Genomic DNA, 13,704 nt, shown 5'->3' with positions numbered 1-13,704 from the left:
TCTGACAAAATAGGCAGATTCCCGCTTTTTTAATTGATGGACCCTTCCACTGATGTCAGCGAAAATTATAGATGGTAAAACGATTGCGCAGCAGGTACGAAACGAAGTAGCTGCGTTGGTACAGAAACGTTTAGCTGCGGGTAAACGTGCCCCTGGCCTTGCTGTTGTGCTAGTAGGTGAAAATCCAGCCTCACAAATTTATGTCGCCAGTAAACGTAAAGCCTGTGAAGAAGTGGGTTTCGTTTCCCGCTCTTATGACCTGCCGATGACCACCACGGAAGCCGAGCTGTTAGCATTGATTGATTCACTGAATGACGATAGTGAAATAGATGGGATTCTAGTACAACTGCCACTGCCCGCGGGTATTGATAATGTCAAAGTCCTGGAACGTATTCACCCGGATAAAGACGTGGATGGCTTCCATCCCTACAATGTTGGCCGCTTGTGTCAGCGGGCGCCTAAACTCCGCCCTTGTACTCCACGCGGCATCGTGACACTGCTAGAGCGTTATGATATCCCGACTTATGGTCTGAATGCTGTCGTGGTAGGGGCATCCAATATTGTCGGCCGCCCGATGAGCCTTGAGCTATTACTGGCGGGTTGCACCACTACCGTCACTCATCGGTTTACCAAAAATTTGCGCCAACATGTCGAAAATGCAGATTTATTAGTCGTTGCTGTCGGTAAACCCGGTTTTATTCCCGGTGAGTGGATAAAACCCGGTGCTATCGTGATTGATGTCGGCATTAACCGCTTGGAAAGTGGTAAAGTAGTCGGTGATGTAGAATTTGATGCCGCCGTTGAGCGTGCGGGTTGGATTACACCGGTTCCCGGTGGCGTCGGGCCGATGACCGTTGCAACACTGATACAAAATACCTTGCAAGCCTGCGAGGAATATCATGACATCAACGAAAATAGAGTGAAAGGACAGTAATGGACATTTTTCATTTGGAAAAACACCCGCACGTCGAACTGTGTGACTTATTAAAGTTGCAAGGTTGGAACGATAGCGGTGCCTCAGCAAAAGCCGCCATCGCTGATGGGCTGGTAAAAGTCGACGGGAATGTGGAAACGCGCAAGCGCTGCAAGATCCTGGCTGACCAGATTGTTGAGTTTCAAGGTATGAAAGTACAGGTTAAAGCCTAATAACCTCAGCAACGGCGAGTTTTAGCTGGTTATTGCGAAAAACTGCCGTTGTAGCAGTTATAATATATGGGCAAAAAAATGCGGTTACTGGTCAACACCAGAACCGCAATTTTTTTAATCTTATACCCGTTATACTTCAAGCTGCATGTGCATTGGCTGCCTTCCTGCAACTCAAATTATTTAGGGTACCGTTAACCAGTTCCGTATTATTTACGACGCCAGGTTGTCCCTTGCGGGCCATCTTCCAACACAATCCCCAGCCCATTCAATTGATCACGGGCAGAATCTGCCAGCGCCCAATCTTTACTACTGCGGGCATCGTTGCGCTGTTTAATAAGAGCTTCGATTTTTGCCACTTCGTCGTCGTCGTCAGTCTGCGCCCCACTTTGCAAAAACAGTTCTGGATCTTGTTCCAATAATCCCAGCACATGCGCCAGTTTACGCAATTCAGCCGCTAACGCATTTGCCGCGGTCATATCTTCAGCTTTGAGGCGGTTTACTTCACGGGCGAGATCAAACAGCACCGAGTAGGCCTCTGGAGTATTGAAATCATCATCCATTGCCGCACGGAAACGCGCTTCAAACTCAGCACCACCAGCCGGCGCTGCATTCACGTCAGTCCCGCGCAGCGCGGTGTATAAGCGCTCTAAAGAAGCACGTGCTTGCTTGAGATTTTCTTCGCTGTAATTAAGCTGGCTACGATAATGGCCGGACATCAGGAAATAACGCACGGTTTCAGCATCGTAATAGGCCAGCACATCGCGGATAGTGAAAAAGTTATTCAGAGATTTCGACATTTTTTCTTTGTCGATCATCACCATACCGGAGTGCATCCAGTAATTCACATAAGGGCCATCATGCGCACAGGTGGATTGTGCAATTTCATTTTCGTGGTGCGGGAACATCAAATCAGAGCCGCCGCCGTGAATATCAAAATGCGCGCCTAACTGCTTGCCGTTCATTGCCGAACATTCAATATGCCAACCAGGGCGGCCCGGCCCCCAAGGTGATTCCCAGCTAGGTTCGCCGGGTTTGGACATTTTCCACAAGACAAAATCCATCGGATTGCGTTTAACATCAGCCACTTCAACTCGCGCGCCCGCTTGCAACTGGTCCAGATCTTGACGAGATAACAAACCATAATCCGGATCACTTTCAACAGAGAACATAACATCTCCATTTGAAGCCACATAAGCATGCTTGCGGGCAATCAAGCGCTCGGTCAGCTCAATAATTTCTGGGATGTGATGGGTAGCGCGCGGTTCTAAATCTGGGCGTTTGAGATTCAATGCATCAAAATCTTTGTGCATTTCAGCCAACATCCGCGTAGTCAGTTGCTCGCAGGTTTCATTGTTTTCAATGGCACGTTTAATAATTTTATCGTCAACGTCGGTGACATTGCGGACATACGTCAAAGAGTAACCTAAATAACGCAAATAACGCGACACAACGTCGAAAGCGACAAAAGTCCGCCCATGCCCAATGTGACACAGGTCATAGATGGTGATCCCGCATACATACATACCTATTTTACCGGCATGAATAGGCTTGAATTCCTCTTTTTGGCGACTCAGTGTATTAAAAATCTTTAGCATTGGGACATTCCGTGGTTTTTGTTTTTGCGAAACGCATGGTTTAAAAAGATATCATCAGATTATGCGGTAAATCAGCTCCCGATACAGCACTTTTTCGCACATCTTGGCGGCGTTTCGAGTGCTGACTCAATCTCGCAGATATGATATAAGAGCCATCTAAAGAGTTACGACTCATTTGTGAATACACTTATTACACTAGCAGGAACATTATTATGGTCACTTTTCATACTAATCACGGCGATATCGTCATCAACACCTTCGCAGATAAAGCGCCGGCTACTGTTGAAAACTTCCTGAACTACTGCCGTAAAGGTTTCTATGATAACACTATTTTCCACCGTGTTATTGATGGTTTCATGATTCAGGGCGGTGGTTTTGAGCCGGGCATGAACCAGAAAACAACTGATGCCCCTATCAAGAACGAAGCCAACAACGGTCTGAAAAATACCCGTGGCACTTTGGCAATGGCGCGTACCAACGATCCACACTCTGCCACTGCTCAGTTCTTTATTAACGTTGCAGACAATGACTTCCTAAACTTCCGTTCAGAGCGCCCAGATGGTTGGGGTTACTGCGTGTTTGCTGAAGTGACTGAAGGTCTGGACGTGGTTGATAAAATCAAAAACGTCGCGACTGGCCGCAGCGGTATGCATCAAGATGTGCCAAAAGAAGATGTGATCATTCAAAGCGTTACTGTTAGCGAGTAATAACGGCTTAATGAGCACGCTTTTTATTGCAGATTTGCATCTTAGCGTTCAGGAACCGGCAATCACTGCCGGTTTCCTGCATTTTATACAGCGTGATGCTATTCATGCTGATGCATTATATATCCTGGGCGATTTATTCGAATCCTGGATTGGCGACGATGACCCCGAGCCTCTGTATCGGCAAGTTGCTGCCGCGTTGAAATCACTCCAACAACAGGGCGTGCCCTGCTACTTTATCCACGGTAACCGCGATTTTCTGCTGGGTAAACGCTTTGCACTTGAAAGTGGCATGACCTTGCTGCCGGAAGAGAAAGTTGTTGAGTTGTATGGCCGTAAAATCGTTATTTTACATGGCGATACCCTGTGCACTGATGATGCCGACTATCAGCATTTTCGCCGCCGAGTACACAATCCCCTGATCCAGAAGCTCTTTCTGTGGCTACCGCTGCGTTTTCGCTTACGCATTGCGGCTTATATGCGCAATCAAAGCCAACAAAATAATAGCGGTAAATCGCAGCTGATTATGGATGTCAATCCACAGGCGGTGGTTGAAACTTTCGAGCGAAATAATGTCAGTTGGATGATTCATGGGCATACCCACCGCCCTGCGGTTCATACCGTCGAATTAGCGGCGGCAACGGCACACCGTGTGGTTTTAGGTGCCTGGCATGTTGAAGGTTCAATGGTTAAAGTCACGGCTGATAGTGTTGAATTGATTAAATTCCCGTTTTAACCTTCAGGTTTTACCTCATCAACTACGATCAAAAAACTAATAAAACCCACTAAAAGCCGCTACGCAACCGTTTTCCTCGCCTTTGGCTCATGATATGCTCTACGCCCTCTTCACCAGTCATGATTTAAAATAAGATCATTCTGGCCGACGCTTGCGCAATCACAGGAGCTTTACACTCATGGGAGCTAACCTCGATTCGGCTTACCCAGCCGGGGTTAAAATCGCTATCGTAATGGGGTCCAAGAGTGACTGGGCCACCATGCAGTTCGCCGCCGACGTGCTCACCACGCTCAATGTCCCCTTTCATGTCGAAGTTGTTTCTGCCCATCGCACCCCCGACAAACTGTTCAGTTTTGCTGAGCAAGCCGATGCTAATGGCTTACATGTCATTATTGCAGGCGCGGGCGGTGCTGCTCACCTGCCGGGTATGCTAGCGGCCAAAACATTGGTGCCGGTCTTAGGTGTGCCGGTACAAAGTGCGGCATTAAGCGGTGTCGATAGCTTGTATTCCATCGTGCAGATGCCACGTGGCATTCCGGTGGGAACACTGGCCATTGGTAAAGCCGGGGCGGCGAATGCAGCATTGCTGGCGGCTCAAATACTGGCGCTGCATGATGTTGAATTAGCAGCACGTTTAGCAGATTGGCGTAAAAATCAAACTGACGAAGTGTTGGACAATCCCGATCCGAGGGATGAAGCATGAAACCCGTTTGCGTATTAGGTAATGGTCAATTGGGGCGCATGCTGCGTCAAGCCGGTGAGCCGCTAGGCATTGCTGTTTATCCAGTAGGTTTAGATGCCGAGCCAGAAGCCGTGCCTTATCAGCACAGTGTGATTACTGCCGAGATTGAGCGCTGGCCGGAAACCGCGTTAACCCGCGAACTCGCCACCCACACCGCTTTCGTTAACCGCGATATTTTCCCTCGTCTGGCTGACCGTCTGACTCAAAAACAGTTGCTCGACAGCTTGAATTTGGCGACCGCACCATGGCAATTATTGGCCAGCAATAGTGAGTGGCCGCAGGTCTTTGCCACACTGGGTGAATTAGCCATCGTGAAACGTCGGGTCGGCGGTTATGACGGACGGGGTCAATGGCGTTTACGCGCCGGTGAACAAGAAAGTTTGCCCGCCGATGCTTACGGCGAATGTATTGTCGAGCAAGGTATTAACTTTTCCGGCGAAGTTTCATTGGTCGGTGCGCGCAGTCATCAAGGTCAATCAGTCTTTTATCCACTGACCCATAATCTTCATGAAGAAGGTATTTTGCGCATGAGCGTGGCATTACCACAGCCCAATAGCAAACTACAGCAGCAAGCAGAGAAAATGCTGTCCGCAATTATGGATGAGCTGAATTATGTTGGTGTAATGGCGATGGAGTGCTTTATCGTCGACGACAGTTTACTAATTAATGAGCTGGCACCGCGAGTACATAACAGTGGTCACTGGACACAAAATGGTGCTTCTATCAGCCAGTTCGAGCTGCACCTGCGCGCTATTTTGGACTTACCGCTGCCCAAACCGGTGGTGAATACTCCCTCCGCGATGGTCAATCTGATTGGCACGCCAGTGAATATAGAGTGGCTATCACTGCCCTTGGTGCATCTGCATTGGTATGAAAAAGAAGTGCGCGAAGGCCGTAAAGTGGGCCATTTGAATTTAAATGACCCCGATGGCGCGCAATTAAGTGCGGCCCTGGCGGCATTAGCACCTTTGCTACCTGCGGAATACCAAAACGCCCTGCGCTGGGCGCAAGCTAAGTTATAACTGAAGCGCGGGCAGTTTATGCCGCCCGCGTTATTTCACTAATCCGTGTAATGACGGAATAACGCCCGCCCCTGCAACAATCTGGCCCCTAACCAACCGCCACAGAGTGACAGCAACAGCGCCGCCGCCAATGGCAATAACCACCACATGATCCAGTTAGGTTGCCACGGGAAATCAAACACTAAGCGCTGTAATGCCCAAAGTGCCGCTTCTGCTCCGATAGCTGCCGCCATACCGGCTACTAGCCCCAGCAACGCAAATTCCCACCACAATGTACCTCGCAGTAAGCGTTTACTTGCGCCGAGTGTCCGGTAAACCACCAATTCCTGACGGCGCTGGCGCATGCCAACCTGTACCTGTGCTAATAGCAGCAAAGTGCCACAAATAATCACCAATACCACCATCACTTCCAGTGCGCGGCTGACCTGTTGCAGCACCTGCCCAACCTGTTTCAGCATCGCGCCAATATCCAGTAAACTGAGAGTCGGGAACTGGCGATTCAATTGCGTCAGAACCTCGCCGTCACCGTGATAGCGGAAGCTGGTCAGCCAGGTTTGGGGTTGCCCATCCAGTACAGCCGGTGGGAAAATAAAGTAAAAATTAGGGCGCAGGCTTTCCCAATCCACCTGACGAATACTGCTCACAGTCGCACCAAATGACTGCGTATCGCCACTGAATGTCAGTTTATCGCCGATTTTAATTCCCACTCGATCAGCAATGCCTTTCTCAATCGACACTTCATCCGCCTTAGGCGGCCACTGCCCGGCGGTCAAAATATTGTGCTCGGGCAAATCCTGCTGCCAGGTCAGATTCAGCTCGCGATTAACGGCCTCCCCGCCAGGCGCATCTTCCGCAACCCGTTCGGTCGCCAATTGTTGATTAATTTCAGTCAGCCGTGCGCGAATAATCGGATAAAAAGTCGACGGCGTTATCTGATGCTGCGTGAGGAATTCCGTGACTTGCGGTACCTGCTGCGGCGTAATATTCAGTAGGAAATAATTCGGGCTATCCGGCGGCAATTGCTGTTGCCAGCGGTCCAATAAATCACCGCGTAATACCAATAATAAAGCCAACAACATAAATGACAGTGAGAATGCCGCCAGCTGCGTTAGCGTCATCCACGGTTGGCGCAACAAGCGGTTAATCGCCAGCCGTAATGACAAGCGAGTCACCGTCAGGCGGCGCAACAGCAATAACCCCCCCCAGCCGATAATGCCCAGCAATAACGCCAGCACCACCATGCCGCCGAGAATGGCCCACAGCAGCGAATTCCCGCCCATCAGTAAGGCCAGCAAGCCGACCACCACCGCTATCATCACCGGAATAAAGTAGCGCAGCGGCCAAACATTGGCTGAAACATCGCGGCGCAATACTCGCAGCGGTTGAGTTGCCAACAGTTGCCGATAAGGGCGAATACCCACCAGCAATGAAATCAATATCAGCGATCCCATTGACCATATCCATGGCCAAGCACCTGCGGCCGGTAATGTAGCCGGCAATACTGGGGACAATAAACGGATTAACACTTTCTCGAACAATAAGCCAATGACACTGCCGCACAAACCCGCCAGCACCAACACCGAGACCCACTGGCCGATAATTAGCCGCCGTAGCGCACTGCGCCCGGCCCCTAATGTTTTCAATACCGCCACCAAATCATAGCGGCTGCGGCAATAATGCCCCATTGCCACGGCCACTGCGGCAATGGACAGTAATAACGTCAATAACGCCGATAACAGTAAGAATTGCTGGGCGCGTTGCAAGGATTTCCCCAGCGCACCGCCAGATTCTTGCAAACCATACCAGCGCTGTTCCGGCTTCAATTGTGGAGTCAGCCAGTCACTGAATTTAGCAATTGCCTCCGGTGGCCCGGCAAACATATAGAGATAATTCAATCGGCTACCCGGTTGTATTGCGCCGGTTTTCTCTACATCCGCCAAATTAATTAAAATCCGCGGCGCAGTTTGGAAGGGGTTAAAACCTGAATCCGGCTCCTGAAGCACTTCGCCAATAATCTTTAGCGAAGTATCACCGACATCCAGTGTATCGCCGACTTTAACCCCGAGCAGCGCCAGCAATCGCGGGGCCGCCAGCGCGGTTCCCGGTTCAAGTTTGACATCCGCCGGTAAGGTTTCTAGCTTGCCATACAGCGGATAAGCTAAGTCCGTGGCTTTCACATCCGCCAGTTGCGGGCGATCACCGGCAAACGTCATGGTCATGAATGAAAGCTGGCGACTGATAGACAGCCCCTGCTGTTTTGCTTCCAGCAACCAGCTCTCCGGCACCGGATGAGCCGTTTTTAACACGCGGTCGCCAGCCAAAAAATCACGGCTCTGTTGGCTAAGCCCTTGCTCCATCCGGTCACTAATACTGCCCAGCGCCAGCACACAAGCTACCGCCAGTGTTAATGCCAGCCAGACAATTAATAGTGAGGGTGAGCGCCACTCACGCCAAAACCAGCGCCAAATCATGCTTCCTCCCACAATTTACCGTCTTGGAGCCGCAGCCGCCGCTGGCAACGGCCAGCCAATTGCACATCATGAGTAACCAAAATTAATGTGGTGCCGTAGTCCCGGTTAAGGGAAAACAACAAATCGGCTATCTTGTCGCCCGTGTGCCGATCAAGATTACCCGTTGGTTCATCGGCAAATAACACTTTTGGCCGCCCGCTAAAAGCCCGCGCGAGCGCCACCCGCTGCTGCTCGCCGCCCGAAAGCTGGGCCGGCAGGTGGTGCAACCGCTTCTCCAGCCCGACCAATTTTAATAACTCAATGGCATGGGTTTTACTTTCGCGCTCGCTTTCCCCGCGCAATAGCGCCGGAAGCTGGACGTTTTCCAATGTATTGAGAGTCGGTACCAACATAAATGATTGAAAAACAAAACCAATATTTTTTGCCCGCAGTTGCGCACGCCCCTCTTCATCCATGGCAGTCAAAGACTGCCCGAGTAAACTGACTTCGCCGCTGCTGCCATCATCAAGCCCGGCTAAAATGCCCAGTAAAGTTGATTTACCTGAACCCGACTCACCAATCAGCGCAATTGTCTGCGCGGGTTTGACAACCAGCTCAACTCCGGTAAGGATGGAGAGCTGTTGCTCACCCTGACCGACGTGTTTATTAAGATGATGAACTTCAAGAACGTTTTCCGCTGGCATCTTCCCTTCCTATTACTGTTGGGATTATTCAGTTTGCGTGCCGCCGCAACCGATACACTTTTGATTCTCGGCGACAGTTTAAGCGCCGGTTACCGCCTACCGATTGCCGAAGCCTGGCCTTCGCGGTTGGATAAAACATGGCAAGCTACACCGTCATTACCGAAGGTGGTTAACGCCAGTATCAGTGGTGATACTGCTGCACAGGGGTTAGCCCGCCTACCTGCCCTACTGAAACAACATCAGCCCCGTTGGGTGCTGATTGAATTGGGTGCTAATGACGGCCTACGCGGTTTCCCACCACAAGATATTCAACGGGATTTAACACAAGTTATCAATCAGATAAAGGAGGCCAAGGCCCAGCCATTATTGATGCAAATCCGTATTCCGCCTAACTATGGCCGCCGTTATACTGATGCTTTCGCCGCTATGTACCCACAGCTGGCGCAGCAATTCGGCATTCCATTGGTGCCTTTCTTTATGGAACAAGTTGCCGTAAAGCCCGAGTGGATGCAGGATGATGGTTTACACCCTAACGCCGAGGCGCAACCTTTCATAGCAGATTGGATGGCGCAACAACTCAAACCGTTAGTAACCAATAAGAAGTTATAAGCTTTAGTTAACCACTTGTTTAGATAAATAGAACCATTCACTAGGTAAAGTTATGCAAAAAGCAGTATTAATTACCGGTTGTTCCAGCGGTATTGGCCTGATTGCGGCACAAGACTTGAAAAACCGAGGTTATCGCGTGCTGGCGGCCTGCCGTAAACCCGATGATGTCACCAGGATGACTCAGTTGGGTCTGGAAGGTATTGAACTGGATTTGGATGACAGCGCCAGTGTCGAACGCGCCGCCGCGCAGGTTATCGCGCTGACCGCTGGGCGTTTATATGCCTTGTTTAACAACGGCGGTTTTGGGTTATATGGCCCATTGCAGACGATTTCACGCCAGCAGTTGGAAAAACAATTTTCCACCAACCTGTTTGGTACCCACCAACTGACGCAACTTTTGCTGCCCGCCATGCTGCCTCACGGCGAAGGGCGCATTATTCAAACCAGCTCAGTGATGGGGTTGGTTTCAACTGCCGGGCGCGGTGCCTATGCCGCCAGTAAATATGCGCTGGAAGCTTGGTCAGATGCACTGCGCATGGAGCTGCATGACAGCGGAATTCATGTCAGTTTGATTGAGCCGGGGCCAATAAGCACCCATTTCACGCAAAATGTAAATCAGGCTCAGGTTGATAAGCCGGTGAATAATCCTGGTATTGCCAAGCGCTTTACACTGCCGCCAGAAGCTATTTTACCGAAATTGCGCCATGCATTGGAAAGCCCGCGCCCGCAATTGCGCTATCCGGTCACTTTAGTCGCCCATGCGCTGACGATATTGCGCCGCATCTTGCCGGGCCGCCTGTTAGACAAGGTCCTGCGTGGCAATTCCTAAGCTTGAGGTTGAAGCGACATAATCTGCCCCCATCTACTGTTAAAACGGATGAGAGAAATAATTCATGCTAGCACCTACTACGATTGATATTACTGAAGCGAACCTACATCAGGTTTTAGAACAATCCATGGCTGTGCCTGTGCTGTTCTATTTTTGGTCTGAACGCAGCCAGCACTGTCTGCAACTGACCCCAGTGCTGGATAAACTGGTCGCAGAATATGCGGGCCAATTCATTCTGGCGCGTGTTGATTGCGATGCACAACAGATGGTGGCGTCACAGTTTGGTTTGCGCTCCATTCCGGCTGTTTATCTCTTTAAGGACGGTCAGCCAGTTGATGGATTCCAAGGGCCACAGCCAGAGGAAGTTATCCGCGAACTACTGCAACGAGTGTTACCGAAACCTGAAGAGTTGAAAGCTGCCGAAGCTGCACAGTTGATGAGTGAGGGTAAAGTGCAGGAAGCATTGCCATTGCTGAAAGACGCCTGGCAGTTGATGCAACAAAGCAATAACCCGCAAACCAGTGACATTGCGCTGCAACTGGCGGAAGCACAAATTCAGTTAAACCGCAGTGAAGATGCTGAAAGCGTATTGGCAACCATCCCACTGCAAGACCGTGATAGCCGATATCAGGGGCTGATTGCACAAATTGAGTTACTTAAACAAGCCGCTGACACCCCCGAAATCCAGTTGTTACAACAACAAGTGGCTGAGCAGCCGGATAATGCTGAACTGGCGGTACAATTAGCCCTGCAACTGCATCAGGTCGGCCGTAACGAAGAAGCACTTGAGCTACTGCTAGGCCACTTGAAGAAAGACTTAGCTGCGGCAAATGGCACCGCGCGTAAGACATTAATGGATATTTTGGCCGCACTAGGTACTGGCGATGCGCTGGCCGCCAAATATCGCCGTCAACTTTACTCCTTACTCTACTGACCGGCACGTTTAGCGGCTATTCGCCGTGATAAGGTTGCCATTATTTGCTACGGCGCGGGGCCATCCCGCGCTGTTTTATTCTGCTCCGGCCCCACATTCTCTCATTTACACGCTTTTACCTGCCTTTCATTAGGCGTTTAGCGCCCTGTCACGTAATATTAAGAAACAAAAATCATTGCTGACAGGAAGTTAAATATGTTTACAGTTATCCCTGTACTTATCGTCGTCGCCCTGATTGTGGTCTTTTCCTCAATCAAAATCGTCCCGCAAGGTTTTCAATGGACTGTTGAGCGTTTTGGTCGTTATACCAAAACATTGATGCCAGGCCTGAATATCGTTGTGCCATTTATGGATCGTGTTGGTCGCAAAATCAATATGATGGAACAAGTTCTGGATATCCCATCCCAAGAAATTATTTCCCGTGATAATGCCAACGTGGCGATTGATGCCGTTTGCTTTATCCAAGTTATTGATCCCGTGAAAGCAGCTTATGAAGTCAGCAATTTGGAATCGGCCATTATCAATTTGACCATGACCAACTTCCGTACTGTTTTGGGTTCTATGGAGCTGGATGAAATGTTGTCCCAACGTGACAACATCAACGGCCGCCTGCTGCACATTGTTGATGAAGCAACCAACCCGTGGGGCATCAAAGTGACCCGAATTGAAGTCCGCGACGTGCGCCCACCAGCTGAACTGATTTCTGCGATGAATGCTCAGATGAAAGCTGAACGTACCAAACGTGCGGATATTCTGGAAGCTGAAGGGGTTCGTCAGGCGGCTATTTTGCGTGCCGAAGGTGAGAAACAATCACAAATTCTGAAAGCTGAAGGTGAGCGTCAATCCGCATTCTTGCAAGCGGAAGCTCGTGAACGTGGCGCTGAAGCTGAAGCCCAAGCGACCAGAATGGTTTCTGAAGCTATTGCTGCTGGTGATATTCAAGCCATTAACTATTTTGTGGCACAGAAATATACCGATGCCCTGCAACACATTGGTTCGGCCAATAACAGTAAAGTCATTATGATGCCGCTAGAAGCCAGTAGCTTAATGGGCGCTATCGGTGGTATTGCAGAACTGATTGGTGAGAGTAAAAACAGCCGAGGTAAATAACCATGCTGGAAGCAATTGCAGCAAATCCAAGTTGGTTTTGGCTATCACTCGGTGGGCTACTACTGGCCGCTGAGATGCTGGGTGCCAGTGGTTATATGCTGTGGAGCGGCGTTGCTGCCGTGGTTGTCGGTGCTCTGGTCTGGCTATTTCCCTTTAGCTGGGAGATGCAAGGCGTGTTGTTCGCCGTTCTGACGGTGGTTTCTGCATTTCTATGGTGGTATTGGCTGAGTAAACGCACCAAACCACAGCCTGCTATGCTGAACCAGCGCAGCCATCAATTGTTGGGAACGCGGGCAACACTGACGGAACCGACAGTTGACGGTTTTGGCCGTATGAGGGTCGGCGACAGCAGTTGGCGCATTTATAGCGCGAATGAGCTAGCTGCTGGTACCGAAGTTGAAGTGATATTAGTGGAAGGCAACACCTTGCACGTTAGAGCTATTAATCACTAATATATTGATATAAAGGCGTATTTATCTGAATGCGTCTTTAAACATATACTAAATCAATGCCTCATCACCCAACTTCTTGCTTTTGGCCTCTTGCTTCTCACTTGCATGACAACACCCCGTCAGGTTATTGATAATCGGGCATTCTGCGCCGTCATCCCCTGGGCATTCGTCCGCTAAAGCCAATAAACGCAATCGCATCTGTTTAAGATCATGAATATGGTGTTCAATTTCTGCGACTTTTTGTAAGGTCGCGGCTTTTACATCCGCACTGTGGCGAGCGGGATTATGAAACAATGCCAGTAACTCGCGGCATTCATCTAGGGTAAAACCCACCTGCCGCGCCTGGCGCAACAAAGTTAACTCTTCAATATGTTTGGCGCTGTAGCTGCGATAGCCATTGTCCGTGCGGATAGGCGGTGTCACCAGTTTCTTCTCTTCGTAAAAACGGATGGCTTTGCTGGTTAAGCCGGTTTTTTTTGCCACATCACTAATATTCATTCGCCCCCCTTGACCTTACCCTTGCTGGAAGGTTTAACCTCTATAATTAGTGAAAGGACGGATGTCAGTCAAGCGGAATAAAATCTGTGCATATTAAGGTTTATCATTGCCCTGAATAAAGGCTATGACTGAGAATACCGACTAAACTTATCCCTACAAAATTTATGGATAGG

15 protein-coding genes are annotated in these 13,704 nt (G+C 49.8%); 11 read left to right on the top strand and 4 right to left on the bottom strand.

All coding sequences use genetic code 11. The features are described from left to right. Nucleotides 1-52: 52 nt before the first annotated feature. A complete protein-coding gene (gene folD, locus OVO64_RS07860; RefSeq protein ID WP_038631653.1) occupies nucleotides 53-934 on the top strand; it encodes a bifunctional methylenetetrahydrofolate dehydrogenase/methenyltetrahydrofolate cyclohydrolase FolD in 882 nt (293 codons plus the stop codon). Then, entirely contained in the window at nucleotides 934-1,146 is a 213-nt protein-coding gene (gene ybcJ / locus OVO64_RS07855; RefSeq protein ID WP_038631651.1) for a ribosome-associated protein YbcJ, read from the top strand. Before folD ends, ybcJ begins: the two co-directional genes overlap by 1 nt. A 206-nt stretch (nucleotides 1,147-1,352) precedes the next feature. Here ybcJ and cysS read toward each other — a convergent pair whose 3' ends face one another. Then, nucleotides 1,353-2,741: a cysteine--tRNA ligase gene (gene cysS, locus OVO64_RS07850; protein ID WP_050291366.1), complete on the bottom strand. Its 1,389-nt coding sequence runs from the start codon at nucleotides 2,739-2,741 to the stop codon at nucleotides 1,353-1,355. Nucleotides 2,742-2,953: 212 nt separating this feature from the next. Between cysS and ppiB the strand changes: the two genes are divergently transcribed. The 4 genes from ppiB (at nucleotide 2,954) to purK (ending at nucleotide 5,945) form a co-directional block, all read left to right on the top strand. Next, the gene (ppiB, locus tag OVO64_RS07845; RefSeq protein WP_038631646.1) at nucleotides 2,954-3,448 is read left to right on the top strand and encodes a peptidylprolyl isomerase B; all 495 of its coding nucleotides are present in this window, start codon (nucleotides 2,954-2,956) and stop codon (nucleotides 3,446-3,448) included. Nucleotides 3,449-3,458: 10 nt separating this feature from the next. Beyond that, nucleotides 3,459-4,181, top strand: coding sequence for a UDP-2,3-diacylglucosamine diphosphatase (locus OVO64_RS07840; RefSeq protein WP_038631644.1), 723 nt, complete (start codon nucleotides 3,459-3,461; stop codon nucleotides 4,179-4,181). Nucleotides 4,182-4,359: 178 nt separating this feature from the next. Next, nucleotides 4,360-4,884, top strand: a complete 525-nt coding sequence (purE, locus tag OVO64_RS07835) for a 5-(carboxyamino)imidazole ribonucleotide mutase (protein ID WP_004390638.1) — start codon at nucleotides 4,360-4,362, stop codon at nucleotides 4,882-4,884. Next, complete coding sequence (gene purK, locus OVO64_RS07830; protein ID WP_038631640.1) at nucleotides 4,881-5,945, top strand: 5-(carboxyamino)imidazole ribonucleotide synthase; 1,065 nt, start codon at nucleotides 4,881-4,883, stop codon at nucleotides 5,943-5,945. Before purE ends, purK begins: the two co-directional genes overlap by 4 nt. A gap of 38 nt (nucleotides 5,946-5,983) precedes the next feature. On the opposite strand, the gene ybbP is transcribed toward purK, so the two are convergent. Both ybbP and ybbA read right to left on the bottom strand, forming a co-directional pair. After that, nucleotides 5,984-8,416, bottom strand: a complete 2,433-nt coding sequence (ybbP, locus tag OVO64_RS07825) for a putative ABC transporter permease subunit YbbP (protein ID WP_038631637.1) — start codon at nucleotides 8,414-8,416, stop codon at nucleotides 5,984-5,986. After that, complete coding sequence (gene ybbA / locus OVO64_RS07820; RefSeq protein ID WP_004390643.1) at nucleotides 8,413-9,099, bottom strand: putative ABC transporter ATP-binding protein YbbA; 687 nt, start codon at nucleotides 9,097-9,099, stop codon at nucleotides 8,413-8,415. Before ybbA ends, ybbP begins: the two co-directional genes overlap by 4 nt. On the opposite strand from ybbA, the gene tesA reads away from it, so the two are divergent. The 5 genes from tesA (at nucleotide 9,070) to OVO64_RS07795 (ending at nucleotide 13,033) form a co-directional block, all read left to right on the top strand. Beyond that, complete coding sequence (tesA, locus tag OVO64_RS07815; protein WP_038631634.1) at nucleotides 9,070-9,708, top strand: multifunctional acyl-CoA thioesterase I/protease I/lysophospholipase L1; 639 nt, start codon at nucleotides 9,070-9,072, stop codon at nucleotides 9,706-9,708. The two genes, ybbA and tesA, sit on opposite strands and share 30 nt — an antisense overlap. 52 nt (nucleotides 9,709-9,760) lie before the next feature. Further along, on the top strand, nucleotides 9,761-10,537 hold the full coding sequence (locus OVO64_RS07810; RefSeq protein WP_038631632.1) for an SDR family oxidoreductase: 777 nt from the start codon (nucleotides 9,761-9,763) through the stop codon (nucleotides 10,535-10,537). Between the two features lie 64 nt (nucleotides 10,538-10,601). Next, nucleotides 10,602-11,471: a thioredoxin family protein gene (locus OVO64_RS07805; RefSeq protein WP_145509491.1), complete on the top strand. Its 870-nt coding sequence runs from the start codon at nucleotides 10,602-10,604 to the stop codon at nucleotides 11,469-11,471. A 195-nt stretch (nucleotides 11,472-11,666) separates the two neighbouring features. Beyond that, nucleotides 11,667-12,581: an SPFH domain-containing protein gene (locus OVO64_RS07800; RefSeq protein WP_004704953.1), complete on the top strand. Its 915-nt coding sequence runs from the start codon at nucleotides 11,667-11,669 to the stop codon at nucleotides 12,579-12,581. Between the two features lie 2 nt (nucleotides 12,582-12,583). Then, entirely contained in the window at nucleotides 12,584-13,033 is a 450-nt protein-coding gene (locus tag OVO64_RS07795; protein ID WP_267248700.1) for an NfeD family protein, read from the top strand. Between the two features lie 48 nt (nucleotides 13,034-13,081). On the opposite strand, the gene cueR is transcribed toward OVO64_RS07795, so the two are convergent. Beyond that, nucleotides 13,082-13,531 carry a Cu(I)-responsive transcriptional regulator gene (gene cueR, locus OVO64_RS07790; protein WP_267248699.1) on the bottom strand — a complete coding sequence of 150 codons (450 nt, stop codon included), beginning with the start codon at nucleotides 13,529-13,531 and terminating at the stop codon, nucleotides 13,082-13,084. Nucleotides 13,532-13,704 lie beyond the last annotated feature (173 nt).

This window comes from Yersinia sp. Marseille-Q5920, assembly GCF_946902935.1.
In the GTDB taxonomy this organism is placed as follows: Bacteria; Pseudomonadota; Gammaproteobacteria; order Enterobacterales; family Enterobacteriaceae; genus Yersinia; species Yersinia rochesterensis.
Note: the sequence above shows the minus strand (reverse complement) of the source record. Positions and strands in the feature narration are given on the sequence as shown.

Bases quoted from the DNA above. Each gene is read 5' to 3' on its own strand.
- folD (WP_038631653.1), top strand. From the start codon at position 53: ATGTCAGCGAAAATTATAGATGGTAAAACGATTGCGCAGCAGGTACGA.
- ybcJ (WP_038631651.1), top strand. From the start codon at position 934: ATGGACATTTTTCATTTGGAAAAACACCCGCACGTCGAACTGTGTGAC.
- cysS (WP_050291366.1), bottom strand. From the start codon at position 2,741: ATGCTAAAGATTTTTAATACACTGAGTCGCCAAAAAGAGGAATTCAAG.
- ppiB (WP_038631646.1), top strand. From the start codon at position 2,954: ATGGTCACTTTTCATACTAATCACGGCGATATCGTCATCAACACCTTC.
- OVO64_RS07840 (WP_038631644.1), top strand. From the start codon at position 3,459: ATGAGCACGCTTTTTATTGCAGATTTGCATCTTAGCGTTCAGGAACCG.
- purE (WP_004390638.1), top strand. From the start codon at position 4,360: ATGGGAGCTAACCTCGATTCGGCTTACCCAGCCGGGGTTAAAATCGCT.
- purK (WP_038631640.1), top strand. From the start codon at position 4,881: ATGAAACCCGTTTGCGTATTAGGTAATGGTCAATTGGGGCGCATGCTG.
- ybbP (WP_038631637.1), bottom strand. From the start codon at position 8,416: ATGATTTGGCGCTGGTTTTGGCGTGAGTGGCGCTCACCCTCACTATTA.
- tesA (WP_038631634.1), top strand. From the start codon at position 9,070: ATGAACTTCAAGAACGTTTTCCGCTGGCATCTTCCCTTCCTATTACTG.
- ybbA (WP_004390643.1), bottom strand. From the start codon at position 9,099: ATGCCAGCGGAAAACGTTCTTGAAGTTCATCATCTTAATAAACACGTC.
- OVO64_RS07810 (WP_038631632.1), top strand. From the start codon at position 9,761: ATGCAAAAAGCAGTATTAATTACCGGTTGTTCCAGCGGTATTGGCCTG.
- OVO64_RS07805 (WP_145509491.1), top strand. From the start codon at position 10,602: ATGCTAGCACCTACTACGATTGATATTACTGAAGCGAACCTACATCAG.
- OVO64_RS07800 (WP_004704953.1), top strand. From the start codon at position 11,667: ATGTTTACAGTTATCCCTGTACTTATCGTCGTCGCCCTGATTGTGGTC.
- OVO64_RS07795 (WP_267248700.1), top strand. From the start codon at position 12,584: ATGCTGGAAGCAATTGCAGCAAATCCAAGTTGGTTTTGGCTATCACTC.
- cueR (WP_267248699.1), bottom strand. From the start codon at position 13,531: ATGAATATTAGTGATGTGGCAAAAAAAACCGGCTTAACCAGCAAAGCC.